At 55.6% G+C, this 21,495-nt stretch carries 22 protein-coding genes and 1 tRNA gene; 13 read left to right on the top strand and 10 right to left on the bottom strand.

The genetic code is table 11. The features are described 5' to 3' along the window. Positions 1-55 precede the first annotated feature (55 nt). The 3 genes from AC2FIT_RS00230 (at position 56) to AC2FIT_RS00220 (ending at position 1,857) form a co-directional block, all read left to right on the top strand. A complete protein-coding gene (locus AC2FIT_RS00230) occupies positions 56-688 on the top strand; it encodes a DNA-3-methyladenine glycosylase family protein (protein ID WP_496825558.1) in 633 nt (210 codons plus the stop codon). After that, complete coding sequence (locus tag AC2FIT_RS00225; RefSeq protein ID WP_496825557.1) at positions 685-1,350, top strand: alpha/beta hydrolase; 666 nt, start codon at positions 685-687, stop codon at positions 1,348-1,350. The genes AC2FIT_RS00230 and AC2FIT_RS00225 overlap by 4 nt, the downstream gene beginning before the upstream one ends. Before the next feature lie 93 nt (positions 1,351-1,443). Next, entirely contained in the window at positions 1,444-1,857 is a 414-nt protein-coding gene (locus AC2FIT_RS00220; RefSeq protein WP_496825555.1) for a GNAT family N-acetyltransferase, read from the top strand. An 11-nt stretch (positions 1,858-1,868) separates the two neighbouring features. Here AC2FIT_RS00220 and AC2FIT_RS00215 read toward each other — a convergent pair whose 3' ends face one another. Further along, positions 1,869-2,294 (bottom strand): VOC family protein, encoded by a 426-nt coding sequence (locus AC2FIT_RS00215; RefSeq protein ID WP_496825553.1) that lies wholly within the window; start codon positions 2,292-2,294, stop codon positions 1,869-1,871. A gap of 31 nt (positions 2,295-2,325) precedes the next feature. Then, entirely contained in the window at positions 2,326-2,931 is a 606-nt protein-coding gene (locus AC2FIT_RS00210; RefSeq protein ID WP_496825551.1) for an rRNA large subunit pseudouridine synthase E, read from the bottom strand. A 214-nt stretch (positions 2,932-3,145) separates the two neighbouring features. Between AC2FIT_RS00210 and AC2FIT_RS00205 the strand changes: the two genes are divergently transcribed. Further along, positions 3,146-3,733: an HNH endonuclease gene (locus AC2FIT_RS00205; RefSeq protein ID WP_496825549.1), complete on the top strand. Its 588-nt coding sequence runs from the start codon at positions 3,146-3,148 to the stop codon at positions 3,731-3,733. Here AC2FIT_RS00205 and AC2FIT_RS00200 read toward each other — a convergent pair. Both AC2FIT_RS00200 and AC2FIT_RS00195 read right to left on the bottom strand, forming a co-directional pair. After that, a complete protein-coding gene (locus AC2FIT_RS00200) occupies positions 3,730-4,197 on the bottom strand; it encodes a disulfide bond formation protein B (RefSeq protein ID WP_496825547.1) in 468 nt (155 codons plus the stop codon). The genes AC2FIT_RS00205 and AC2FIT_RS00200 overlap by 4 nt on opposite strands. Beyond that, on the bottom strand, positions 4,194-4,772 hold the full coding sequence (locus AC2FIT_RS00195; RefSeq protein WP_496825545.1) for a YqaA family protein: 579 nt from the start codon (positions 4,770-4,772) through the stop codon (positions 4,194-4,196). Before AC2FIT_RS00195 ends, AC2FIT_RS00200 begins: the two co-directional genes overlap by 4 nt. Positions 4,773-4,917: 145 nt before the next feature. Between AC2FIT_RS00195 and AC2FIT_RS00190 the strand changes: the two genes are divergently transcribed. The 8 genes from AC2FIT_RS00190 to AC2FIT_RS00155 all read left to right on the top strand — a co-directional run bounded on the left by AC2FIT_RS00190 (position 4,918) and on the right by AC2FIT_RS00155 (position 12,494). Further along, positions 4,918-5,001, top strand: a tRNA-Leu gene (locus AC2FIT_RS00190). Between the two features lie 286 nt (positions 5,002-5,287). Further along, a complete protein-coding gene (locus tag AC2FIT_RS00185) occupies positions 5,288-5,785 on the top strand; it encodes a hypothetical protein (RefSeq protein ID WP_496825543.1) in 498 nt (165 codons plus the stop codon). After that, the gene (locus tag AC2FIT_RS00180; protein ID WP_496825541.1) at positions 5,772-6,158 is read left to right on the top strand and encodes a helix-turn-helix domain-containing protein; all 387 of its coding nucleotides are present in this window, start codon (positions 5,772-5,774) and stop codon (positions 6,156-6,158) included. The genes AC2FIT_RS00185 and AC2FIT_RS00180 overlap by 14 nt, the downstream gene beginning before the upstream one ends. Beyond that, positions 6,155-6,556 (top strand): hypothetical protein, encoded by a 402-nt coding sequence (locus AC2FIT_RS00175; protein WP_496825540.1) that lies wholly within the window; start codon positions 6,155-6,157, stop codon positions 6,554-6,556. Before AC2FIT_RS00180 ends, AC2FIT_RS00175 begins: the two co-directional genes overlap by 4 nt. A 343-nt stretch (positions 6,557-6,899) precedes the next feature. Further along, positions 6,900-8,198: a glycosyltransferase family 2 protein gene (locus AC2FIT_RS00170; protein ID WP_496825538.1), complete on the top strand. Its 1,299-nt coding sequence runs from the start codon at positions 6,900-6,902 to the stop codon at positions 8,196-8,198. A gap of 187 nt (positions 8,199-8,385) precedes the next feature. Beyond that, complete coding sequence (locus tag AC2FIT_RS00165; protein ID WP_068331382.1) at positions 8,386-9,354, top strand: TAXI family TRAP transporter solute-binding subunit; 969 nt, start codon at positions 8,386-8,388, stop codon at positions 9,352-9,354. A 99-nt stretch (positions 9,355-9,453) separates the two neighbouring features. After that, a complete protein-coding gene (locus AC2FIT_RS00160) occupies positions 9,454-12,066 on the top strand; it encodes a TRAP transporter permease (RefSeq protein WP_496825535.1) in 2,613 nt (870 codons plus the stop codon). Next, positions 12,063-12,494 (top strand): universal stress protein, encoded by a 432-nt coding sequence (locus tag AC2FIT_RS00155; RefSeq protein WP_068331378.1) that lies wholly within the window; start codon positions 12,063-12,065, stop codon positions 12,492-12,494. Before AC2FIT_RS00160 ends, AC2FIT_RS00155 begins: the two co-directional genes overlap by 4 nt. 40 nt (positions 12,495-12,534) lie before the next feature. Here the strand turns inward: AC2FIT_RS00155 and AC2FIT_RS00150 are convergent, their stop codons facing one another. Genes AC2FIT_RS00150 through AC2FIT_RS00140 form a run of 3 tightly spaced genes read right to left on the bottom strand, consistent with a single transcriptional unit; the run spans position 12,535 to position 16,623 of the window. Next, positions 12,535-13,575, bottom strand: coding sequence for a lipocalin-like domain-containing protein (locus AC2FIT_RS00150; protein WP_496825533.1), 1,041 nt, complete (start codon positions 13,573-13,575; stop codon positions 12,535-12,537). Further along, positions 13,565-15,979: an ABC transporter permease gene (locus AC2FIT_RS00145; RefSeq protein ID WP_496825531.1), complete on the bottom strand. Its 2,415-nt coding sequence runs from the start codon at positions 15,977-15,979 to the stop codon at positions 13,565-13,567. The genes AC2FIT_RS00150 and AC2FIT_RS00145 overlap by 11 nt, the downstream gene beginning before the upstream one ends. Then, positions 15,976-16,623: an ABC transporter ATP-binding protein gene (locus AC2FIT_RS00140; RefSeq protein WP_496825529.1), complete on the bottom strand. Its 648-nt coding sequence runs from the start codon at positions 16,621-16,623 to the stop codon at positions 15,976-15,978. Before AC2FIT_RS00140 ends, AC2FIT_RS00145 begins: the two co-directional genes overlap by 4 nt. A gap of 152 nt (positions 16,624-16,775) precedes the next feature. Between AC2FIT_RS00140 and AC2FIT_RS00135 the strand changes: the two genes are divergently transcribed. Continuing rightward, the gene (locus AC2FIT_RS00135) at positions 16,776-17,210 is read left to right on the top strand and encodes an ion channel (RefSeq protein WP_068331370.1); all 435 of its coding nucleotides are present in this window, start codon (positions 16,776-16,778) and stop codon (positions 17,208-17,210) included. Here the strand turns inward: AC2FIT_RS00135 and cls are convergent. The 3 genes from cls to AC2FIT_RS00120 all read right to left on the bottom strand — a co-directional run bounded on the left by cls (position 17,207) and on the right by AC2FIT_RS00120 (position 21,323). Further along, entirely contained in the window at positions 17,207-18,619 is a 1,413-nt protein-coding gene (gene cls / locus AC2FIT_RS00130; RefSeq protein ID WP_496825527.1) for a cardiolipin synthase, read from the bottom strand. The genes AC2FIT_RS00135 and cls overlap by 4 nt on opposite strands. Positions 18,620-18,642: 23 nt before the next feature. Continuing rightward, positions 18,643-19,617 carry an HAD family hydrolase gene (locus AC2FIT_RS00125; protein ID WP_496825525.1) on the bottom strand — a complete coding sequence of 325 codons (975 nt, stop codon included), beginning with the start codon at positions 19,615-19,617 and terminating at the stop codon, positions 18,643-18,645. Between the two features lie 68 nt (positions 19,618-19,685). Beyond that, positions 19,686-21,323, bottom strand: coding sequence for an arylsulfatase (locus AC2FIT_RS00120; RefSeq protein ID WP_496825523.1), 1,638 nt, complete (start codon positions 21,321-21,323; stop codon positions 19,686-19,688). Between the last annotated feature and the right edge of the window lie 172 nt (positions 21,324-21,495).

Here is a 21,495-nt window from a genome sequence, read left to right as displayed (position 1 = left end):
GCATCTGCGACAAAGCAACCTAACGTGAGCGCACTGCAAACAGCCCGGAGCGCCGATGTCCGTAGGACGTATTATCGAGACACCTGAATGCGTTTCAGAAGGGGCCGCTTGGCTGGCAGATAGCTGTCCGCGCATGGCTTGGGCGATGGACCAGACCGGGCCACTGCCTTTGCGCCGACGCCCCGACGGGTTTGCGCAGCTTTTGAGCGCGATAGTGAGTCAACAGGTTAGCGTGGCGTCGGCCAACGCTATTTGGAAGCGTTTGAAAGACGCAAATCTTACGGGGCCACGCAAGATCATGTGGGCAGCAGATGACGACTTGCGGGCAGTCGGGCTGAGCCGTCAGAAGATTCGGTATGCGCGTGCATTGGCCGAGGCCCGTATTGATTACAAAGCGTTACGCACCTCTTCTAATGCTGATGTTGTAGCCACGCTGACCGAAGTGCCCGGCATCGGTGTTTGGACGGCCGAGATATACGCGATGTTTTCGCTGGGCCGTGCCGATGTAATCGCGCCGGGCGATCTGGCATTGCAAGAAGCGGCGCGAATTCTCTACGACCTGCCCACGCGTCCTACGGACAAAGAGCTGCGCATGATGGCCGAGGCCTGGTCGCCTTGGCGGTCGGTTGCGGCGCGTGTGTTGTGGGCCTATTACCGGGTGGCCAAAGAACGAGAAGGGATCAGATGACACGGGTTTTGAATGCGCTCCGAAAAGAGCCGGTTTCGGGCGACACACGCTCGGTCGTGGTGTTCGTGCACGGGTATGGTGCCAACGGGGCCGATTTGCTGGGCCTGGCTGATCCACTTGGTGAGCATCTGCCAGACACGCTGTTCGTCGCCCCAGATGCGCCCGAGCAGATTCCAGGAATGCCCAACGGGTTTCAGTGGTTCCCGATCCCGTGGATCGACGGGTCGTCAGAAGAAGAAGCCCAAAGAGGCATGGAAATGGCAATTCAGGATTTCAATGCTTTCCTCGATGCATTGATGGTTGATGAAGACGTTTTGCCTGAGCAGGTCGTTCTTTTTGGTTTCTCGCAGGGCACGATGATGAGCCTGCATGTCGCCCCGCGTCGCGAAGACCCGGTCGCAGGAATCGTCGCTTTTTCTGGCCGATTGCTGGAGCCCGACCTGCTTGCCGACGAAGTTGTCAGTCGGATGCCCATCCTGTTGGTGCACGGTGACGCTGATGATTTGGTTCCACCACAATCATTGCCTGAAGCCGCCGAAGCGCTGCAGATCGCTGGCTTTAAAGAGATCTACGCACATGTCATGAAGGGTACGGGCCACGGAATTGCGCCGGATGGCCTGAGTGTCGCGCTGGCCTTCATGCGCGACAAGTTGAGTCTATAGCGGTGATTACTGTTCGCCCAATGATGTCCGAGGACGTGGGCACCGCCTACCAGATCCTCAATGAAATCATTAAGATCGGTGGAGCAACCGCACTTGAAACGCCATTTTCGGAAGCTTCGTTCAATCAATCCTTTTTGGGAAAATCCAGACAAGATTTGCTGCCACGTTGCGCTTGACGATCAAGGTCAGGTGGCCGGTTTTCAGTGGCTGGGCGAGTACGACGCCCTTCCGACAGGCTGGGCCGACATCGCCACGTTCACGCGCCGTCAGCCTGTACTGAAAGGGGCTGGACTGGCTTTGTTTGGGGAAACTTCAAAATACGCCGCTTCAATTGGAATTGTTTCTAATAACGCAACAATTAGGGCCGATAACGGAATGGGGTTGAGGTATTATGAGAAGATGGGTTTTTGTGACTATTCAGTTGCTTACGGCGTTCCGCTAGCGGATGGGACACAGGTTGATCGAATCTCAAAACGCTTCGACATCAGGAGGGAAACAGTTTCCTGAGCGCGCCGGGCTTAGGCCCACAGGTGCCGCTCGGCAAACTCTACGGAGTTTCCAGACGGATCACGCACGTAGAGCGAGCGCGCGCCATTGGGCCAGTCAAATTCCGAGTCAATCGGAATGTTCCAATCCAAAAGGTGCTTGCGCATAACGTCGATCTGTTCCCGCGAAAGGATCAGGCAGACATGGCCTGGTCCCCGTGCTCCGTGGGGCGGTACAGGGAACTGAGTATTCCCAGCCGACTTTTCAGTTTCATCTGCGTTGAACAGCAACAAAACAGAACTTCCGACACGAAAGAAAACGTGCCGTTCGGCATCATGCTGGATTTTCTCAAGTGAGAGGATCTCTCCATAAAAGCGTTCTGCGGCAGCCAGGTCGTCGACATACAGCGCGGCCTCAAGAATGCCTTCGGGTACAGGTGTCTCAGGTGTAACTTTCATGCTGTAACTCTATCACATGGCGCGTTTTTTGTCATCGGCGCGGGCGGCGGTCCCGTTTTCGTTGCTGCCCGACGTTCAACTCGGGCGCAGGTAGACTATCCCACTGGCCGGGGTCCAAACCGTCCAACGTCCAATCGCCGATCTTTGCACGGATCAGGCGCAGGGTTGGGTGGCCAACGGCTGCGGTCATTCGCCGTACCTGCCGATTGCGACCTTCGCGCAGGGTCAGTTCGATCCAGCAATCAGGCACTGTCTGTCGCACCCGGATCGGTGGATTTCGCGGCCAAAGCCCATTTGGTTCGTCAATTAACCGCACCTTGGCGGGGCGGGTTAGCCCGTCTTTCAACTCTACCCCATTTCGGAGGGTCGCCAGCGCGGCTGAATCGGGCAAACCCTCGACCTGCACCCAATAGGTTTTGGCCATCTTGTGTTTGGGATCAGAAATCTGCGCCTGCAACCGGCCGTTGTCAGTCAGCAGCATCAGCCCCTCACTGTCGCGATCCAGGCGCCCGGCCGGATAGACACCGGGCAGGTCGATAAAATCTGACAACGTGCTGCGTGGTGATTCCGAGTTTGCGCGGTCGGTGAACTGCGGCAAGACGTCGTAGGGTTTATTGAATCGAATGAGCCAGCTCATGACCCACGCCATAGCTTGAAGGACACGGTTGGCGCAACCTGTGGATAACTGTCACGCAGATGTTACGGATTCGCCTTAACCAATCCGCGAGATATTGTGGAAACTCAGGGCTTGTCAGAGTTTTAACACGATATATAGTTAAGTTGTGGACAGGGCGGGTGATACCCGCTCTGACGTCAAAAACGGGCAGAGCAGAGCCAGGAGCGATTCTGATATGGATGGAGAATTCAGGACCGAATTTGTCAGGGAACCCGGTGCTCTCAAGCATCATCCGGCATTGGTTTTGAACGCCGATTATCGCCCGCTGTCTTATTACCCGTTGTCCCTATGGCCGTGGCAAGAGGCGATAAAAGCTGCCTGGCTGGACAGGGTGGATATTGTGGCCGAATACGACGAGGTCGTCCGAAGCCCTAGTACCGAGATTCGAATACCTTCGGTGGTTGTCCTGAAAGACTATGTAAAACCCAGAAAGCGCGTGGCATTCACGCGCTTTAATTTATTTCTGAGGGATGAATTTCGCTGCCAGTACTGTGGTTGCCGCGATAATCTGACTTTTGATCATGTTGTCCCGCGCGCTTCGGGCGGTGTTACAAGCTGGCAAAACGTGGTGGCAGCTTGCAGCCCATGCAACCTGAAGAAAGGGTCCAAGTCGCTAAAACAGGCGCGGATGACCTTGCGCAAGCCGCCGTGTCGACCAGATGCAGAAGCGCTTAGAAACATCGGCCGGAAATTCCCACCCAACCACCTGCATGAAAGCTGGATTGACTTTCTCTATTGGGATGCGGAACTGGACGAGTTTTAACGGCCCAAGCGCCACGCAGCAATCCACAGCATAACCAGAATGCCCGAAAGAACGGCGTTCCACCCGGCCATGGACAGTCCGAACATCTGCCACGGAATATCATCGCAACGTACCAGCGGTGCAGACATGATCTGGTCCATCAGTTCCTGCGGTGACAACCCGTCGATATCGCTGGCGGAACAGCTAGATGGGCCCTCCCACCACCTTTGCTCGACCCCGGCGTGAAACACGCCAATCCCAGCGGTCGCGAACGCAGCCAGTGCGCCAATCAGAGGCAACAGGTTCACGCGCGGAAACGTCAGGGCCAAAATCCCGAACATCACGGCCGCGCCATGCGGGTAACGTTGCCAGATGCACATTTTGCAAGGTGCAAGCCCGCCCAGATACTGAAAACCCCACGCGCCCAACAGTAACACCGCGGATCCACTCATTGCGATCAAAACCAGAGTATTTTTGTGGGTCATAGGAGTTTTACCACGTAGAATCCACCGATCAGAAGGGCGATGAACAGGGTAAACATCAGGCTTAGGCGTCTTTCAATGAAGGTCCGGATTGGTTCTCCAAAACCCCACAGCAGCCCGGCCACTGCAAAGAATCGCAACGCACGGGCCAGAATCGACGTAGCAATGAACGTACCCAATGGCATTCCCGTCCATCCGGACATGATGGTGATGACCTTGTAGGGGAACGGCGTAACGCCTGCCGTCAGGACGGCCCAAAACCCAAAGTCGTTAAAGCGGGTATTGAACGCTTCCATCGCTTGAGCTTTGCCCATGGACTGCAATACGGGTTGGCCGATGCTTTCGTAGAAAAACGCACCAATTGCATAGCCCAGCAACCCCCCCAGTACTGAGGCCACCAATGCCACCGTTGCGATCAGCCAAGCACGTGATGGGCGGGCCAATATCATCGGAATCATCAGCACATCAGGGGGGATCGGGAAGACCGAACTTTCGATAAAGGCCACGAAAGCCAACGCCCACAAAGCATTCGGATGTTCGGCCAGACGAATGGTCCAGTCATAAAGCGATCGCAACATCTGGTGTTAAAACCCTGTTAAAACGTTGATCAAGCCAAAACACGCGCCCGGTGGGTCGTCAACCACTGTGATGAAAACAAACTGCAATTGGGTTGGTTTTTGCCTCTGGACCTTCCCGGCTGTGAAGGCTAATGCAGTGTTCGTGGCCCAAGTGGCGGAATGGTAGACGCAGGGGATTCAAAATCCCCCGCCTTCGGGCGTGTGAGTTCGACTCTCACCTTGGGCACCACATTGATTTTAAAGCTAAAATTGGACTTTCGGCATATCGGTGCGCTTTGTCCGGTACTTGTGAGAATCCTCTGCGCGTGAGTACCATTCAAGTATTTGAAGCTTTCTTGGCCAAGTTTTTTCTCCAAATTCCACTTTAATCGCTTTCTTTACAAATAGACCAAGATTTCTCTTGCGCTTTGCTTGCAGAGTGAGACACTCAATTGAATTGTAGCGGTTAGTTGCAAGTTAAACGTGCACGCTGCTAACCAAAAATTGACCGTTGAAGCCGAGAATAGTTGCAATATATGTCAACTTCTGTAAGAGAATTGGACAACTACAGAGAGATTTTGGATGAGGGACTGCTCGAATTCATCAGACTCAAACCTGGTCCAGGCGACCTCGTTAGCCGGATAGTATTGGCGACGCCGGAAGCCGTACAATGGATGAAGGCCGAGTTGCCGGGAATGGAGCGAGATGGATATGTTGACGGTGAAATCAAGCCAAGGGAACAAGCGATGCATCTCCTTCGCACATTTATTTTCGGGAGAGATTTTGAACCACCGCTACCGCATGACATGGGTGACGCGGAAGCCGGGATATTTGAACTGCGGACTGACGACTTGAGGTTCTTTGGTTGGGTGCCGAAGAAGGGAATGTTCTGCATTTCCGCCGTGGCACGAAAAGAGGATTGCAAAATCATGTCGTTGTACGAGGGATACAAGAAACAAGCGCAGATTCATCGAACAGAGGTTAACCTCTACGGTGGCGTCTATTTGACGGGAGATATACATGGACTTCTTTGACTTAGGTGTAAGCGAGAAGGACGCTCACGCGGTCGAATACATGGCCGACACTAATCGTTTGCTCATCAAGTTATACAGCGATGAGAAAAAAAGGCGAAAGTTAACAAAAGCGAAGATCGCCGACGCACTAGGCGTCGACAAATCCGTTGTCACCAAAATGCTCAAGGGGAACGCTAACCTAACTGAAAGAACAATAGGTGAGCTACTTTGGGCATTAGGGTATCGAATAAAACAGACCCCTGTTCGGGTTTGTGACGGCAACGAAGACATTGAGCAGAACGTAGAGAAAGTGGTGGTTCAATTTATAGGCGATAAGCCGAAAAAGGCGCAGACCTCCACTTCGACAAGTTACGCTGTGTTTGAAGGCGTATGAGTGAGAAAATGAATGCCATCTTTGACGTAATTGTCTGTGATGACGTCCGCGTTGAGCAAAACGGAAAATTCTTACTCATCGGCGTTTATGCGGGTTCAATTCTGGTTGAAGACTTCGACCTTCCGTTGTCGCTTTGTATTTGGTTCCGTTTCCCGAACTTGCCTCCAGGGGAGTACTCAAACACCATTTCAGTTCTTCATAACGGAGCGGTCGTTATGAAGGCGGGTGGGGAGATGGTTGCAAGAGACGATGAAGTACCGCAAGGCTTCATGTTCAATGTTCCCGTGAAATTGGAGGCGCCCGGAACCTTGGAATTCCTTGCTGAATTTGATGATGGAACTACGCTCGAAGCGTTCCCGCTAAGAGTTGGTTTGAAAGCTGACCGTATCGACGAGTAAACCCAAGGCCTAGAATTGATATTCTGGGCCTTGTTTTGAGTACCTGTTCATTGAAAACAAAGAATAAATTGGATTTTCAAAATCCCCCGGTAGCAATACCGTGAGAGTTCGAGTCTCTCCTTGGGCACCACATCCTTTTTCATCGACTTGACGGGCCTGATTGTTTGAGGTCAATAAGTCGTTTTTAGTCTCCAAATGTATCCGGTTTCGAAACAATACTTGCATTTGTCTGCACGTTGTTTGGTTGTACAGCCAATTCGAAAAGCTCAAACTCCAAGCATTGACTTATCGTAACCGTCTGCGAAGCTATTACGTATTCACTTATGTTTTCTGGTGTTGTGCTATGAGTGTGAGTAAACAGAGCGGAGACGCGCTTGAGTTAACGATATTGATGCCGTGCCTGAACGAGGCCGAAACTATCGAAATCTGTATTCGCAAGGCTTTGAACTTTCTGGAACGAGAGAACATTCAGGGCGAGGTTCTGATCGCGGATAACGGCAGCACGGATGGGTCGATTGGAATAGCCGAAAATCTGGGTGCTCGGGTCGTTCACGTGGCGCAAAAAGGTTATGGAGCCGCATTGTCCGGCGGAATTGAAGCTGCGCGCGGTAAATTTGTCATCATGGGCGATGCCGATGACAGCTATGACTTTTCCAAGCTCGAACTCTTTGTCCAGGAATTGCGCGCGGGAAATGACCTTGTGATGGGCAACCGGTTCAGAGGGGGTATTTCTGAAGGCGCGATGCCGTTTTTACACCGATATTTGGGCAATCCAGTCCTCAGTTTTATCGGGCGTCTTCTGTTCGATATCAGGACCGGAGATTTCCATTGTGGCCTGCGTGGATTTCGACGCGATGCGATCCTTGGCCTTGGTCTGCATACCTCTGGGATGGAATATGCGTCCGAGATGGTGGTTCGGTCGTCCATGGAGTCTCTGAAAATTGCCGAAGTGCCCACGACGCTGCGCCCCGATGGTCGCAGCAGGCCACCGCATCTAAGGACATGGCGGGATGGATGGAGGCATCTGAAATTTCTTTTGATGCACAGCCCAAGGTGGCTTTTCCTATACCCTGGCCTCGCGTTTACGCTGATCGGAGGGGGGCTGGCACTGGCCCTTATGTTCGGCCCGATACAACTCACCGACTCCGTCAGGCTTGGTACCAATACGTTCCTGGCGGCTTGTCTGACGGCCATCGTCGGCACACAGCTTTTGACCTTCGGAGCCCTTGCGCGAATGATTGCGACCAAAAACGGGTTAGTGCCTGTTGGCGGTGCAAGCAGGGTGCTGCGCAACTGGGCGACAACAGACAATATTGCGTTACTTGCTTTCTGGCTGTTGCTGTTGGGGCTGTTTTTGTTCCTCATAGCGTTTGCGCAATGGGCGTGGACAGGGTTTGGTGACTTGCACACCCCGTTGACAACCAAGCTTACGGCGGCAGGACTCAGCCTGATCGCAATTTCCATTCAATCCGCGTTTGCAGCGTTTCTTTTCGGGATCATTGAAATTCCGGTACGACAGGGAAAAGAAGGTGCCTTGCCGCGGCAAACCTATGCAGCCCTTCCAGAAGAACACCCTTCGATAGAGTTCAGTCCTGCGGAAACGGGGAAAGTTCCGCGGTTACCCTCAGATATGAAGCTTTGAGCTTTGGGGTCAACCCTGGGGCTTGACAACCACCGTGTCAGATTCAAACGTCTAACGTGTTGGGAGATTTACACGTTGGCGTTTGCACCTATTGCGACATGCGTCCGCTTGCCTTAACCGACGAAGTCCCTGGAGGGGGGCTGTAAGGCGGTCTCCCATCCAGCAAAAGAATTGGGAGTTCTCAAATATGAAAAACAGCAGCAAGCTCAGCCTCGGCGCGGTGGTAACCGCAGCCCTCATGGCCCCGGCAGCGTATGCGGAAGAATTCATCACTATCGGCACAGGCGGCGTGACCGGTGTGTATTATCCGACCGGTGGTGCAATCTGCCGCCTGGTAAACAAGGGCCGTAAAGAACACGGCGTTCGGTGTTCGGTCGAGTCGACCGGTGGTTCGGTCTATAACATCAACACCATCCGCGAGGGTGAGCTGGAATTTGGTGTTGCGCAGTCTGACTGGCAGTATCACGCGTATAACGGCACTTCGAAATTCGAAGAAGCCGGCCCGTTTGAGAGCCTGCGCGCCGTCTTTTCGGTACATCCAGAACCGTTCACAGTTGTGGCGCGTGCCGATTCCGGCATCGCCAACTTCGAAGACCTGAAGGGTAAGCGCGTCAACATCGGCAACCCCGGTTCCGGTCAGCGCGGCACCATGGAAGTGCTGATGGGTGAACTGGGCTGGACCACCGGCGATTTCGAACTGGCGACCGAGTTGAAAGCGGCTGAGCAATCGGCGGCTTTGTGCGACAACCAGATCGATGCGATGGTTTACACCGTGGGTCACCCCTCGGGCTCGATCCAGGAAGCAACTACCGCGTGCGACTCGGTTCTGGTGAATGTCAGCGGTGAAGCCGTGGATAAGCTGGTGAACGACAACTCGTTCTACCGCACTGCAACCATTCCTGGTGGCATGTATCGCGGGTCGGATGGTGACACAGCGACCTTTGGTGTCGGCGCAACCTTCGTGACCTCGGCAGACGTGTCGGAAGACGCGGTTTATGCGGTTGTAAGCTCGGTCTTCGAGAATTTTGAAGACTTCAAAAAGCTGCACCCGGCATTCGCCAACCTCAAGCCCGAAGAGATGATCGCAGATGGCCTGTCGGCTCCGCTGCATCCGGGCGCCGAGAAGTACTACAAAGAAAAAGGCTGGATTCAGTAAGCCAGTCTTAAGGCAGGGTGCCCGCGGGCGCCCTGCATCAAGCCCGTAAAAAATGGGTGTTTTAAAAGGCCGAAAAAGGCCACGACGGGGAGACATTTCATGAGTTCCGACACACAATCTAATCGTCCGCTATCCGAGGAAGAACTGCAGGAGCTTGTAGCCTCTTCCGATGCAGGTGGGCGCAATCCGGTTGGCAATGTTGGGGTCTTCTTGGCCGTTGTGGCCGCGATCTGGTCGATATTTCAGGTGGTTCTGGCCTCGCCACTGGCGAATTATGTTTTGCCTGGAAGCGTCGTGAACAACTCTCGACAATTTCATTTGGCTTTCGCTATCTTTCTGGCCTTTGCGGCCTATCCCGCGCTGAAGTCGAGTCCGCGTGACTACATTCCGGTTCAGGACTGGATCATGGGGCTTCTCGGCGCGTTTGTCGCGCTTTACGGGTATTTCTTCTATCAGAAAATCGTCGATGCCGGCGGGTTGGCGGATGACGTCGACAAATGGGTTGCGCTGGTAGGCCTGTTGCTGTTGTTCGAGGCAGCGCGCCGCGCGCTTGGTCCGGCCATGGCGATCATCGCGACAATTTTTCTTGCCTATGTGTTCTTTGGGTCATCCGAATGGGTGCCCGAGGTTATCCGCTGGAAAGGTGCGAGCCTGAAAAAGGCCATGAGCCACATGTGGATAACGTCCGAAGGCGTGTTTGGAATCGCTTTGGGAGTTTCCACAAAGTTCGTCTTTCTTTTCGTTCTGTTTGGTGCGCTGCTCGATAAAGCCGGGGCAGGGAACTACTTTATCAAAATGGCATTCGGTGCCTTGGGCCATCTGCGCGGCGGTCCGGCGAAAGCAGCGGTTGTGGGATCAGCTGCGACAGGTCTGATCTCGGGATCGTCGATCGCGAACGTTGTGACCACGGGCACATTCACCATTCCGCTGATGAAGCGCGTCGGGTTCAGCAGCGAACAGGCCGGGTCGGTTGAGGTCGCGTCATCCGTAAACGGTCAGATCATGCCGCCGGTCATGGGGGCTGCGGCCTTTCTGATGGTCGAATATGTCGGCATTTCGTATGTCGAAGTGATCACGCACGCCTTCCTGCCGGCTGCGATCTCATACATAGCTTTGGTCTACATCGTGCATCTAGAGGCGGTGAAACGGAACATGCCCACGCTGGGTGACCGCGATGTGCATCTGGCGCGCACGGTTGTCGGTATGTTGTCCTTCTTCCTTATTTTCGCCGGTCTCTGCTATGGCTCACAATTCCCGGTCGAAGCGGTCACGAGTTTAGCGCCTTCTGCCGCCGGTATGATCCTGAGCCTTGCAATCTGCGCTGCCTATGTCGCGTTGCTGTACCTTGCCTCTCAGGTCCCGGATTTGGAGCCAGACGATCCAAACGCCCAAGAGGTTAAGCTGCCTGTCATCGCGGATATCTACAAGGCGGGTCTACATTATCTGTTGCCGATCATCGTGCTGGTCTATTTCCTGATGATTGAACAGAAGTCGCCGGGTCTGTCTGCGTTCTGGGCCACGGCCTTGCTATTTGTAATCCTGCTGACCCAAAAACCGCTCAAGGCGTTGTTTCGCGGTCAGCACACCCTGAGCGCCAGCTTTGTCGATGGAGTCGTAGACCTATGGCAGGGCTTGATTGATGGTGCGCGTAACATGATTGGCATCGCGTTGGCCACGGCAACTGCGGGTGTGATTGTTGGTACCGTTACATTGACAGGGGTAGGTCAAGTGATGGCCGATCTGGTTGAATTCCTCTCAGGCGGCAACCTGATCCTGATGCTGGTCATGGTCGGTATCCTTAGCCTCATCCTGGGTATGGGTCTTCCGACCACGGCGAACTACATCGTGGTCAGCTCGTTGATGGCAGGAGTGGTCGTCGAACTGGGTGCGCAGAGCGGCCTGATCGTGCCGCTGATAGCGGTTCACTTGTTCGTGTTCTATTTCGGCATCATGGCGGACGTGACGCCTCCGGTCGGGTTGGCAAGTTTCGCAGCGGCGGCAGTCTCGGGCGGCGATGCGATCAGAACCGGTTTCACAGCCTTCTTCTATAGCCTGCGGACCGTAGCCCTGCCATTTGTGTTCATCTTCAACACTGATCTTCTGTTGATTGATGTGACCTGGGTTGAAGGGATAATTGTTGCCATATTCGCAACAATAGCAATTCTTGTCTTCACTGCGGGAACAATGGGCTACTTCCTAACCCGTAGCCGTATTTACGAAAGCATCGCACTGATCTTCGTGGCCTTTGCATTGTTCCGACCGGATTACTTCATGGATCGCATTTCCCCACCATATGCGTCGGTTGAACCATCGGCCTTTGTTGAAACGATCGGGCAAACGCCTCCGGGAACCGAGGTTCGGCTGGTTGTCAGCGGCCCGGACTTCGATACGCTTGCCATGACGGACACCACCGTTATAGTTGCTGTCGGCAACGAAGAGGGTGGCGAGGCGCGGGTCGACGCAATGGGTCTGCTGCTGCTTGAAGAGGACGGTTTGATCAAACTGGAAGAGCCGATGTTTGGATCGCCAGTTGCTGATGAGCTGGGCAACTTCGACTATTACGGGGATGAGGCTGTGCGTTTGACCTCGGTCAGCTTGCCGTCCAGCCAACCTCCCAAACAGTTGATCTACATTCCTGCGATGATCTTACTGGGTTTGATCGCCTTCCTTCAACGCGGCCGCGCCGCCAGACAAGAAGAGGTGCCCGCATGACGCAATCCGTTCTCTGTGCAGTCGATATCAGCAATGGCGATGTTGACGTAAATGTACTGAAGACCGCAGCACGCTTGGCTGATCAAGACGACGCCCAACTGGATGTAGTGACGGTTTTGCCGGATTTCGGAGAAAGCTGGGTATCCGGGTTTTTCCAGCCGGATTTCCACGAAAAAGCTCTGGAGGATGCGCATAAACATCTTGTGGATTTATGCACTACGGTTTTGGGTGCCGCGCGAAACGACAAAGTTCGCCACGTTGTTGCCACTGGCACTGCGTATCGCGAGATTCTGAAGACGGCGGAAAGCGCGAACAGCGACCTGATCGTGATCGGTGCACATAAACCGGACCTCAAGGATTATCTGCTTGGTCCGAATGCCTCGCGCGTTGTTCGGCATTCCAACGCGTCGGTCTATGTGGTGCGCTAAGGCCAGTCCGCTGAAATTTAAACGGTGATACCGACGGCTTCTAATAGCCTGTCATCTCAAGATAACCTCGTCCGGTGTGGCTTCCTTTGACGGTTACCGGACCCTCCCAGTATTCGAATTGCGTGGCCATCCACGCGTCGGGCGTCATCGCAGAGACCTCAACGTCCAAGCCGCGGTCGGCGAGGGTCACGTGCCATTCGGTCGGAACGTCCCGCCCGGCCACGCGCGTCGTGTTCATTGGTGTGAACGACGCCGACCCGTTAGGCAGTGGGTTCGTTGTGCCGTCCGGGCTGATCCATGTGGCGGCGGTGAAATCACCGCGCCCGCCGCGCAGACGAAACGCCATCAGCTTATCGCCATCGTCAAAGCTCAATGAAAACCAGTCCCAACCAGTTTGATCGTCGGCCAAGGGTTGCGAAGACCATTCTCGATCCAGCCAGCCGTGACCGGTGACCGCCACATCTCCGTCAGGCAGGTTCAAAACCCCTTCGACCTCGAAGAACGGCTGGGAATAGTAATAGCTGGCTTGCCCATCGGCGGATTTGACCGAGTATCCGGCGTCTCCGTGAAACACCAGCGGGCCTTGCGCTGTGAGGTCAAGGTCATAGGCGAACTCGGCACCGCTGGCCGACAGGGACACTGTATTCAGGTCTGGCCCACGCATATACCATTCGTCGATCCATGCCTCGAACGGGTCGGCCGCCACACCAGCCTGACCGATTCCACCGCGTGAAAGACGTTCAGCAAAGTAGTGTGTTTCCGGTGTCGTTACGGCCGCATGACCCATCCAGAGTTGCGGGCTTTGCCAGCCGTCGGATGCGGAAGGTTTCAGGGCAGACCGGAAGAGGGTCCATTGAATGCCATAGTCGCGCCCGTCCTCACCGGTAAGATTGGCGGTTAGGTACCACCACTCGATCCTATAGGTTGGATGGGGACCGTGATCCCGTGGGAATTCGAACTGATAGTCGCGTTTGGGAACGTCGAACCCATCGGCGGACCCGCCTAAGCCAGCATAGCCCTGCGCCCACGATGCGCTGGGTAGCAACAGGAGCAATACAACAAGCCAAACTCTAGCGTTCATTGGCAAACACCCTCAAAAGATCAGCAGGCGGCAGGCGCAAGACCCGCAGGGCGGGCAGGGCAGCGGCGACAGTCGCGGCCAGTAAGGTCAGCACGAACAGATAGGCCCAATCCACCGGGAACAGAAACATAGGCAGCCGCCAGCCAAAGGCCTGCACGTTGATCACTGCCAGCAGTGCCCAGGCCAGAACCAGTCCAAGTGGCAGGGCCAAAACGGCCGTCAACGCCGCCAACAATACACTGCGCAAAAGCTCCAGCCGCGCCAGTTGCGCTCGCGTCAGCCCCAGCGCCCAGACAGGAGCGATCTGCGGCAGGCGCTGAGTCCACAGCGTCAGCAGGCTGGTCAGAATGGCGAACCCGGCCACGCCAAGTGTCAGTACGTTCAGAGCAGATGTCACCACAAAGGTATTGTCAAAGATGGCGAGCGACTGCGCCTTGACGGCGGCTTGTTGAACAACGGCCTGTCGAGGCACGTCAAACCTTTCACGCAGCGCTTGTGCCAATTCGGTGGCGCGTTCAGGTGACACGCGTATGCCGAACTGGCGTGTCTCTGCCCCCGGTGCAATTAGATCAAGTTGCGGCATGGACACGATGGCCTGGCCTGTTGGGTTCCCATAATCCGAATAGACGCCTGCAATGGTCAGAGTATGTTCTGCGTTCAGGGTCAGCATATCACCCGGCCAAAGATCCGCGCGACGGGCCAATTGCTCGTTGATCAGCACGGCCTGATCCGCCAAAACCCGATCCCAGGCACTGTTTGATGAGGCGATGAGCGGCCAGTGGTCGCGGTAAGTTTCGTGATCGACCACGCCATACAAGAAAAGCGGCCCGGTTTCGTGGTTTAACTCCACATTGCGGATCGGCAGGATGGCGTCCACCTGAGGGCCAAGCCAATGCGCAATCTCTTCACCCTGCTGTTCGTCCCGGGCAGTTACATACAGTTCTGACGTCAGACGTTGATCCAGCCAGCCGACAAAAGTGAGTCGAAAGCTTGATACCATAGTTCCAACGCCGATATTCGCGGCCAGCGCCAGCAACAAGGCCATCAACGCCAGTGATAACCCGGGCAGTTGCGCCTGCATGTCAGCCCAAACCCATTGGGCCACAGGCCCACGGGCGCGGCGTTGAAAAACGGAAAGCGCTAGGGTCAAGAAGTACGGCAACACCAGTGCCGCACCTGTCAGGATACCACCCACCATTGCAAATCCAGCGACCAGCCCTTCAACCGTGTAGCCAATGACATAACCACCGGTGATCAGAGCCGTCCCAATAAGGAAGCTGAAGCCTTGGCTCGATGTGGAACTCCGCCACGACTGCACTCCGGCCCCGGTGAGTATCGGCATCCGTGACAGGCGGAACAAGGCATGTCCGCTGGCAAGAAACGTGCCCGCCAAGGCCATCCCCAGCCCGGCAAGCGCCCATTCCGGTTGCAGCGATATTTGCCCATCCACCGGCGCGCCGTACAACCCGCGCAAAGTTGCGGCGACGTCAGGCAACAGCGCTCCGGCTAAAAAGAACCCAAGGACCAACCCCAACGCACCGCCGATCAAGGCTAATAAGGTCAGTTCTGCCGTGATCACCCAAACCAGCCGCCGCATCGAGACACCCAGCGCCCGCAGGGTGCGGATCATCGCGCGCCGCTGTGCGAAGGCCAAACCGACCGTGCCGTTGACGATGAACAGCCCCACGGCAAAAGACAGAAGGCCAAAGGCTGTAAGGTTCAAATGAAAGCTGTCGGTAAGGCGCTGTGTATCCAGTTGGGCCGAGGCTTCGACCCTTTGCAGGTCCGGCTCTATCTCGGACAGGGCCAGCACGCCGCGCGGTTGATCCGGCAAAATAACAAGCCGCGAGATCTGTTGGGGCTTGTTCAGCAGGGTCTCGGCCACGCCGATATCTGTCAAGATCAAGTCAGGCGGAACCGCGTCGGACTCAATGATGGGTGGTAAATCAGTTTGCGCTTTCAGGTGCTCAGCCAATTCCGGCGTAGTCAGCAAGCGTCCGGGGGCGGTCAACATATCGGTTGGTTCTGGGGGCGCTTCGTTTTGCCCAGTCTGCGTCATGGCGGGAAGCGCAGGATAGGTCACCATGTCGACCCCCATCACCTGAACCGTGCGCCCAGCGATCCGCATTGGGCCTTCCAGAACCGCGGAAACCTGCCATCCAGCCCGGCGAAGCGCAACATACCGGTCAACCGCAATTGTTCCGGACGGATCGCGCAAGGTGTCATAAAGGCCAAGGGAAAGCTGTTCGCTTGCCCGCTGGTAACTGGCGCGGGCTTCCGCATTGATGGCCTGAACAGCCGACCACAACCCGGTCGCCAGTGCGATGCCAATTAACAACGTCGCTAATTGCAGCCGATGCCGCCGCCAATGCGATAGCAGAGCCTGTACTATGGCAAAGGTCATACGATATGTCCGCCAGCCAAATGTGCCTGCCGATCCAGACGCGCCGCGATGTCTTGTGAATGGGTGACCAGCAGCAAAGCAGCCCCCGTTTCCGCGACAAGCGAGAGCATCAGGTCCAGTACATTCGCACTGGCTGTTTCATCCAGATTGCCGGTTGGTTCATCCGCCAACAGAAGTTTCGGTCGCACGGCCATGGCTCGCCCGATGGCGACGCGTTGCTGCTGTCCACCGGACAGATTTTCAGGATAGCGGGTCAACAAATCGGCTAAGCCGAGCCTTTCGGCCAGTTGTGTGCTCCAACCCGTGTCTTCGCGGTTTGCCAGCCGTGCGTGGAATGACAGGTTCTGGCCAACAGTCAGCGACGGGATCAAGTTGAATTGCTGAAAGACCAACGACACGCTTTGCCGTCGCAACGCAGCGCGCGCCCTATCATCCAGTGGCGACAGGGCAGTTCCGTCCAGTGTGATCTCGCCACCGTCAAAGCTGTCCAAAGCGGCAGCAAGGTTCAAAAGCGTGCTTTTACCGCTGCCGCTTTCGCCGGTCAGCGCAAGCGTCTGCCCATGGTCCAGCCTCAACGAGACATCTCTAAGAACCGGACGCCCACCGGGATAGGATTTCTGGACCTTGTCGATATTCAGCAGCATTCAAAACCCCTTGCACGGTGGAAGCCACAATGTGCAGCGCCGCAGCGCAGAGTCCAGCACCAAGGCGTTCACGTTTCGCTTTGTCACAGCCTTGTTCTTTTGCGGACAAATCGCCATTGTGACCGCACTTTTTGGAACCGGGGTACAGCTTCATGACATTAACGCAGCAGATTTTATGGGGGAGTATTTATCTCGGGATCTGCTTTCTGATCGAGATTGCCCTGTTGACATGGTGCACCCAAGTGGTCCGTCAAATGTCCATTCGATTGGAAAACAGCAAGCGGTTCCTTACCATCGCTGGGCCGATCAGTATGGCCTTGGGCTTCATCGTAGCGATCCATACGTTTCAGGTCTGGCTCTGGGCCATTGTATGGGTTCTCAGAGACGTTCTGCCGGATTGGAATACCGCCCTGTATTTCTCGTTGGTGACGTTCACGACGCTGGGCTACGGTGACGTCGTGCTGGGCGAAGATCTTCGTATTTTTGGGGCATTCGCATCGGTCACCGGGCTTTTGGCCTTTGGGCTGTCTACTGCGTTCATGGTTGCGCTGTTTACCCAGGTATTCAAGGAAGAGTTGATCTCTTAAAGGATCGGCGCAAACAGCCGCGCCAGTGGCGAGCCGAACCGGATGTATGCGGGTTGCTCGGGCAGGTTTCGCGTCAGTTCATAACTTTTCTCGAAATCTGCGCGCAGCATTTTGTCCACGGCATCAGCCGCACGCTTGTCGAAAAACAATGCCATGGCTTCGAAATTCAACCGGAATGAGCGGTTGTCCAAATTGGTTGTGCCCACCGCAGCCAAGGTATCATCGACGACGAAAACCTTTTGATGCAAAAAGCCATCTGTGTATCGAAACACCCGCGCTCCGCATTCGCGGATTTCGTCGAAATAGGCATATGCGGCCAGCCAGGGCAGGCGATGGTCAATTACATCCGGGACCAGAATGCGCACGTCGACACCCCGCAGTGCGGCATGTTGCAAGGCTGTCATGACGTCGATATCGGGCACGAAATAAGGCGACGCGATCCAAATTCGGTTTTTGGCCGCAGTGATGGCCGAGAAAAACATCATCGCGCCGGTTTCCGTCTCGTCCCCGGGACCTGTTGCAACCAACAGGGCATTCATGTCCTGCTCGGATTCATCCCCAGCCCAATCCAGCAGGTCGATCAGATCCTCTTGGTGGGCCCAGTGCCAGTCTTCGACAAAAATCAACTGCAATTGCCTGACGATGTGGCCGGTCATTTTCAGGTGTGTATCGCGCCAATGACCGAAATGGCTGTTCTGACCCAGATATTCGACGCCGACATTGTGGCCTCCGATAAACCCGATTTCGCCATCTATGATCACGGTTTTGCGGTGATTGCGGTAGTTGAGTTGAAACCGATGCTGCGGGCCACGCCGGTCGCGCGGGTTGGCTACCTCGACCCCGGCTGCGCGCAAAGTGTCCAGATAGGCTGTTGGCAAGCCATAGCTGCCCACCGCATCGGTCATGAATCGAACAGAGACTTTGCGCTTTGCGGCCGCGATCAGCTTGGACTGAAGCTTTTTGCCAAGCGCATCGTCGCGGACAATATAGAACTGGATCAGGATATAGCTTTTTGCGGCGTCGATGGCATCGAAGATGGCGTCAAACGTGGCCTGTCCGTCGATCAGCAGCTCAGCCCCGTTGCCACGGGATACGGGTAAATGCGCCAGCGCCTCGAACGGGCGGGGGTTGATGGACATCGTCGAAAGATCAGGCTGTGAGAAATCCGCGAAGCTTTTGATACCTTCGACCACTCGTTCGCTTTGCTTACGTGCGATCCGATATCCCCGGAATCTGTGATGCCCGAGAAACAGGTAAAGAGGTACGGCAAAGAACGGCGCCGAGATCAGGAACACCACCCAGCCAACCGCACCCTGAGGCGTGCGCGCTGTCTGAGCCGCCCGGATCGCAAAGACCGCAGCCGTCAGGTACAGGAAGAAGACGGCTGCGGAAACAAGCAATGTCCACATGGGGTTATCAGTCTCTGAGTGTCTTAATCGCCCCCAGTGTAGATGCGATCCCAGTCTTGCGCCATATCAACTATGACCCAGCCCATTTCAGGGCCTTTGTCCAACCCGTCGACAAGTTTTCCGATCGGGCTTTCGCGGTCATAGGCCCATTCACGCTGGGCATCTGTGTGATGAACCAGAATGCCCAGACGCGGCCCTGAGCCCGCTGTTGTCCATTCAAGCATGGCAAAATCGCCATCGGAATTTCCGCCAGCCAGTATTGGGCGTCGCCCGATTGTACGCTCGATATTGATCGGCTTACCTTCCTTGTCGTCGATGAACGCAATGCCTGGTGCCTTGATAATTGCGGGGGCTCCGTCACCGGTTTCATATGTGGTGTCCGTATAAGTGCCAAGTATCTGCTCAGGGGGTATGCCATAGGCTTCCTCGGCGAATACCCTCATGAAATGCAGCCCGCCGCCTGACACGATATAGGTGCGAAACCCTTCGTCTCTGAGATAGCGCAGCAACTCGACCATTGGCTGGTACGTCATCTGATCATAGGGCAGACCAGTATCGGGATGCCGCGCGGTGTCGAGCCAGTTCGCGACCGTGTCCTGAAACTGCTCGACACTGACACCGGCGTGAGAGGCGTTGACAACCTCGATCAGCGCGTCATGTCCACCGTCGACGATGGCCTGCAAGTCCCCCTCAGCCGCCGCTTCCAGTGTTGGGCTGGATAGGATTGAAGGGTCAGCCTGTGCCAGTTCGGCCAAACGGTCCATCGCGAAGGTCAGTTGAAAATAGACCGGTTGTTCTGCCCATAGCGTCCCGTCATTGTCGAATACTGAGATACGGTCTGCCGGTGTCACATAGTCGGGACTGTCCGGATCAGTGACCGCGTTTACGAACTCGATAATGCGGGTCTTCGTGTCCGATTCAGTCCAGCTAGGCAACGGGTCGGCCAGTACAGAGAACGGAGCCATGAAAACGGCAGTGGCGAGAAGGGCGGTTTTCATGAGGAAATCCTTTTATCAATCTAGAAAGGGCCGCCTTTTGACGGGCGGCCCTTTGTTCTCAAAAGTTGTTAGTTGCTGGTTGGTGAGGTAAGTTTTTCCATCACCTTGTCGAGGCTGAAGCTCGCCGCTTCCTGCCGCGGCGGATACTCCGCAAAGGTGGCAAGGAACTGTGCGACGTACTGCTGCGCGGGAACCAGCATGAAGGCGCGGTCGATCATCCAGTCGTAATAAGTGTTCGACGTGCGGTATCCCCGTTCATAGGGATCACGCCGCAGATGCGTGATCAGCGGCACGCGCAGCGGTGTCAACGGCTCCATCCAGGCGCGGAAGGTTGACCACTCCTTTTGCTCAAGGAAGGTGATCTTCCAGTTGCGATACCGCAGCGCCGCGAGGTCCCCGTCATCGGTAAAGTAGAAGATCTCGTTGCGCCCGCTTTCGTCCGTCTCACCGGTCAGCATCGGCAGGATGTTGTAGCCGTCGAGATGCACGCGGTATTCGCGTCCCGCCATCTCATCAACAGTGACGCCTTCCAGCAGATCTTCCTTGATCGTCTCGTTGCCAGCGGCAGCGAGGAAGGTCGGCATCCAGTCCATGTGGTGAACGATCTCGTTCGAAATCTGACCCGCTTCGATCTGTCCGGGCCAGCGTACCATCGCCGGTACGCGCCACGCGCCTTCCCACTGGGTGTTCTTCTCGCCCCAGAAAGGCGTCATGCCAGCATCGGGCCAGGTGTTCATGTGGACACCGTTGTCTGTCGAATAAAACACGATGGTGTTGTCGGCGATGCCAAGCTCGTCCAGCACGTCGAGGAAATCACCGATGTGCATGTCATGCTCGATCATGCCGGCGGTGTACTTATCCGCATTCTCACCGTTGTAGAGCTCGTTCGCGGTCTCGCGCATTTCCTCCTTGACGTGGGTACGGAAGTGCATCCGCGTGCCAGACCACCAGACGAACCACGGCGTGCCCGCTTCGGTGTGCTCTCGGATGAAGGCGATCGCGGCCTCGGAGGTTTCATCATCGACAACCTCCTGCCGTTCAATGGTCAGCGCCCCGGTGTCTTCGATGTCCTGCGTGATTTCTGTTTCGGAGTAGCTGGCCGAGGACCGGATCACACCTCGGGGCCCGAAGCGCTCAAGAAAGGTTGTGCCGTCCGGCAGCACCAGATCACGAGGATAGTCCTCGTTCTCGGGCTCTTCCTCGGCGTTGAGGTGATAGAGGTTGCCGAAGAACTCATCAAAGCCGTGGTTCGTGGGCAAATGCTCGTCCCGGTCGCCAAGGTGGTTTTTGCCGAACTGCCCGGTTGCATAACCTTCAGCTTTCAGGAGGCCCGCGATGGTCGGATCCTCGACCTGCATGCCTTCTTCCGCACCGGGCAGGCCCACCTTCGAAAGGCCTGTGCGGAACACCGACTGACCCATGATGAAGGACGACCGCCCGGCGGTGCAGGACTGTTCGCCATAGTAGTCGGTGAACATCATGCCCTCGGCGGCGATCCGGTCAATGTTGGGCGTGCGGTAGCCCATCATGCCAAAGGTGTAGGCTGAGATATTAGACTGGCCGATGTCATCGCCCCAGATAACCAGGATGTTGGGTTTCTGTTCCTGCGCCCAGGCGGGAACTGCTAACGTGACGGCAATTGTAGCCACAGCAATGCGGCGTAGATTTGTGTGCCAGATGTCTGCAAGCGAACGTGGTGGTGACATGATGTGCTCCTGTTCTGGAATGGGTTTGATGAGCCCGGAACAATGATTTGCTTGATGGCTGGCAAAGTCAGCCCAAAAGCTTCCTAAAAATCGAAATCCGTCCGGTGATATTTCAACTTGCCGGGAATCGAACACCATTAGCTTAGGATATCAGGAAGATTGAAAACCAATC

The sequence above is a fragment of the Ruegeria sp. YTSA135 genome, from assembly GCF_059610165.1.
The sequence above is the reverse complement of the archived record's forward strand: the minus strand, read 5'-3'. Positions and strand labels throughout refer to the sequence as shown.

Excerpts from the sequence above, each read along its gene's own strand:
- AC2FIT_RS00230 (WP_496825558.1), top strand. The coding sequence starts at position 56 with ATGTCCGTAGGACGTATTATCGAGACACCTGAATGCGTTTCAGAAGGG.
- AC2FIT_RS00225 (WP_496825557.1), top strand. The coding sequence starts at position 685 with ATGACACGGGTTTTGAATGCGCTCCGAAAAGAGCCGGTTTCGGGCGAC.
- AC2FIT_RS00215 (WP_496825553.1), bottom strand. The coding sequence starts at position 2,294 with ATGAAAGTTACACCTGAGACACCTGTACCCGAAGGCATTCTTGAGGCC.
- AC2FIT_RS00210 (WP_496825551.1), bottom strand. The coding sequence starts at position 2,931 with ATGAGCTGGCTCATTCGATTCAATAAACCCTACGACGTCTTGCCGCAG.
- AC2FIT_RS00205 (WP_496825549.1), top strand. The coding sequence starts at position 3,146 with ATGGATGGAGAATTCAGGACCGAATTTGTCAGGGAACCCGGTGCTCTC.
- AC2FIT_RS00200 (WP_496825547.1), bottom strand. The coding sequence starts at position 4,197 with ATGACCCACAAAAATACTCTGGTTTTGATCGCAATGAGTGGATCCGCG.
- AC2FIT_RS00195 (WP_496825545.1), bottom strand. The coding sequence starts at position 4,772 with ATGTTGCGATCGCTTTATGACTGGACCATTCGTCTGGCCGAACATCCG.
- AC2FIT_RS00185 (WP_496825543.1), top strand. The coding sequence starts at position 5,288 with ATGTCAACTTCTGTAAGAGAATTGGACAACTACAGAGAGATTTTGGAT.
- AC2FIT_RS00180 (WP_496825541.1), top strand. The coding sequence starts at position 5,772 with ATGGACTTCTTTGACTTAGGTGTAAGCGAGAAGGACGCTCACGCGGTC.
- AC2FIT_RS00175 (WP_496825540.1), top strand. The coding sequence starts at position 6,155 with ATGAGTGAGAAAATGAATGCCATCTTTGACGTAATTGTCTGTGATGAC.
- AC2FIT_RS00170 (WP_496825538.1), top strand. The coding sequence starts at position 6,900 with ATGAGTGTGAGTAAACAGAGCGGAGACGCGCTTGAGTTAACGATATTG.
- AC2FIT_RS00165 (WP_068331382.1), top strand. The coding sequence starts at position 8,386 with ATGAAAAACAGCAGCAAGCTCAGCCTCGGCGCGGTGGTAACCGCAGCC.
- AC2FIT_RS00160 (WP_496825535.1), top strand. The coding sequence starts at position 9,454 with ATGAGTTCCGACACACAATCTAATCGTCCGCTATCCGAGGAAGAACTG.
- AC2FIT_RS00155 (WP_068331378.1), top strand. The coding sequence starts at position 12,063 with ATGACGCAATCCGTTCTCTGTGCAGTCGATATCAGCAATGGCGATGTT.
- AC2FIT_RS00150 (WP_496825533.1), bottom strand. The coding sequence starts at position 13,575 with ATGAACGCTAGAGTTTGGCTTGTTGTATTGCTCCTGTTGCTACCCAGC.
- AC2FIT_RS00145 (WP_496825531.1), bottom strand. The coding sequence starts at position 15,979 with ATGACCTTTGCCATAGTACAGGCTCTGCTATCGCATTGGCGGCGGCAT.
- AC2FIT_RS00140 (WP_496825529.1), bottom strand. The coding sequence starts at position 16,623 with ATGCTGCTGAATATCGACAAGGTCCAGAAATCCTATCCCGGTGGGCGT.
- AC2FIT_RS00135 (WP_068331370.1), top strand. The coding sequence starts at position 16,776 with ATGACATTAACGCAGCAGATTTTATGGGGGAGTATTTATCTCGGGATC.
- cls (WP_496825527.1), bottom strand. The coding sequence starts at position 18,619 with ATGTGGACATTGCTTGTTTCCGCAGCCGTCTTCTTCCTGTACCTGACG.
- AC2FIT_RS00125 (WP_496825525.1), bottom strand. The coding sequence starts at position 19,617 with ATGAAAACCGCCCTTCTCGCCACTGCCGTTTTCATGGCTCCGTTCTCT.
- AC2FIT_RS00120 (WP_496825523.1), bottom strand. The coding sequence starts at position 21,323 with ATGTCACCACCACGTTCGCTTGCAGACATCTGGCACACAAATCTACGC.